Source organism: Rhodovibrio sodomensis, from assembly GCF_016583645.1.
GTDB classification, from domain to species: Bacteria; Pseudomonadota; Alphaproteobacteria; order Kiloniellales; family Rhodovibrionaceae; genus Rhodovibrio; species Rhodovibrio sodomensis.
This window is the reverse complement of record NZ_NRRL01000245.1, coordinates 1-1,856: the sequence shown is the minus strand read 5'-3', so window position 1 is coordinate 1,856 and position 1,856 is coordinate 1. Positions and strand designations below refer to the sequence as shown.

1 pseudogene is annotated in these 1,856 nt (G+C 61.7%); it reads left to right on the top strand.

The window, feature by feature from the left end:
* Positions 1 to 346: 346 nt before the first annotated feature.
* Positions 347 to 1,273: pseudogene (locus CKO28_RS27470) on the top strand (IS1595 family transposase); the annotation flags it as partial.
* Positions 1,274 to 1,856: the final 583 nt, after the last annotated feature.

The window sequence follows — 1,856 nt, the reverse complement described above, 5'->3', positions numbered from 1 at the left end:
ACTCCGCGATCTGGGCGCAACTTTTGCCGTCATCCAGCAGCAGAAGGGCATTTGCCCGCCGTGCAACGCCGTGGTCCACGCGATGCCGACGCACGCACGCTTCGAGTTCGCGGCGATCTTCAAAGGAAAGGAAACCGGGGCGTATCATGCTCGCAGCTGAATCCCGATTCTACCTCGCGTCAAGCCCGAATTCGGGTCTCCAGAGACTCGGAGTATATAATAACAAAAACGGCTCATCCCATTGCATCAGGCGGGGCTATATGTTGTGGCGAAAGGGCTTGACCTGAGACCGCCAGCGCCTCAAGTGTAGCGGGTCAGGTTCGCCCGCTGGAACAAAGAGAGCCGACCGACCGCGCTCACTAATTTCAACGCCCGGTTCCCGGACGATGACGCTTGCGCGCACGCGCTGGCGACGCACCGGTGGCCGGACGGCTTCGTGTGCCCGCACTGCGGTGGCGAGGGCTGGCGCCTGCGGAGCAAACGGCACACCTGGCAGTACACGGCGTGCGACAAGCAGACCTCGGTCACTGCTGGAACGGTGATGCACCGGAGCGAGATCCCACTGCGCAAGTGGCTTCTGGCCGCACACCTGGTGGTCACGCACTCCAACGGCATCTCGGCCATGCAGCTTTGGCCGGCCGTTGGCCTCAACTCCTACAAGGATGCCTGGCTGCTGCTTCAGAAAATCCGGCGGGCGATGGTGAACCCGGATCGCGATCCGCTCACCGGCACCGTGGACGTCGACGAGGCGTCACTGCCTTTCCGCCGCAAGACCGATCCGGTCGCTGGCGGCCAGGGCCGCAGCGCTCTCGGCAAGATGCTGCTGGTCGGCGCCGTGGAAATCCGCGACATCGAGCGACACGGCCTGCCGACGACCATGCCGGGGCGCATCCGCCTCGCAACGATCCCGAACTACAATCGCCCGACCTTGCACCGGTTCATCGGCAGCACGATTGAGCCGAACAGCTTGGTCGTCAGCGACGGTCTGCCCGCCTACCGCGAACTCCAGGACCATGGCCACAGACCGATCGTCATCGGATCGATGGCGGCGCACATCCTGCTGCCCTGGATCCATCGGGTCTTCGCCCAGCTGAAGCGCTGGGCGCTCGGCGTCTACCACGGCCTCCGGCCGAAGCAGCTACAGGCGTATCTCGATGAGTTCCTGTTCCGTTGGTACCGAAGGCGCCTGCGAAAGAGCTCCCTCGATACTCTGCTCGATATCGTCGGCGTCACCCAGCCGGCACCGTACAGGATGATCATCGGCCAAACGTGAACAGTTCCTAATCTGGCTACACGCCCCCATATCTTGTATGCAACGAGGGAGCGCCAAATTGCCCCGCGAGATCACATGGTTGATTTTCGGATCGTCGATACAGACGGACCGACACTCATGCTTGAAGTCTTGCTCCCCACCGCTCGGGTGGAGGTCATAACAAACGTGAGGTTGGACGGCGATAGTCTGGTGCTATATGATCCTAATGTGGATGGTCCAGGAGCACAATCGCTTAGGATTGCCGAAGTTCGCGGGCTCGTCCACAAGGCCATGGAGTTTTACGATGTCGCGCATGTAGAGATACATGGTTTTGAACGGTCAACGGGGGCAAACCCTGGCCGTAAACCGCGAGTCATCCGCTTCTCAGTAGCTGCTCACCCCCGGGGGTGGGCCCGTGAGTTTCTAGCCTGCCGGATCAGTCCAGCAGCAGCTCGGGTCAGCTCTTTACGCCCGGAGTGAACGAACCCGCTATCGCGGGGGTTAGCGGATAACAGGTGCGGGCGGGTCTCCTGCCTGAGACGATGGGGTTGCCGACCACCAACTCTCAGGACAGGAGTTTCCCAGATGGCCGACATCAGCCCTC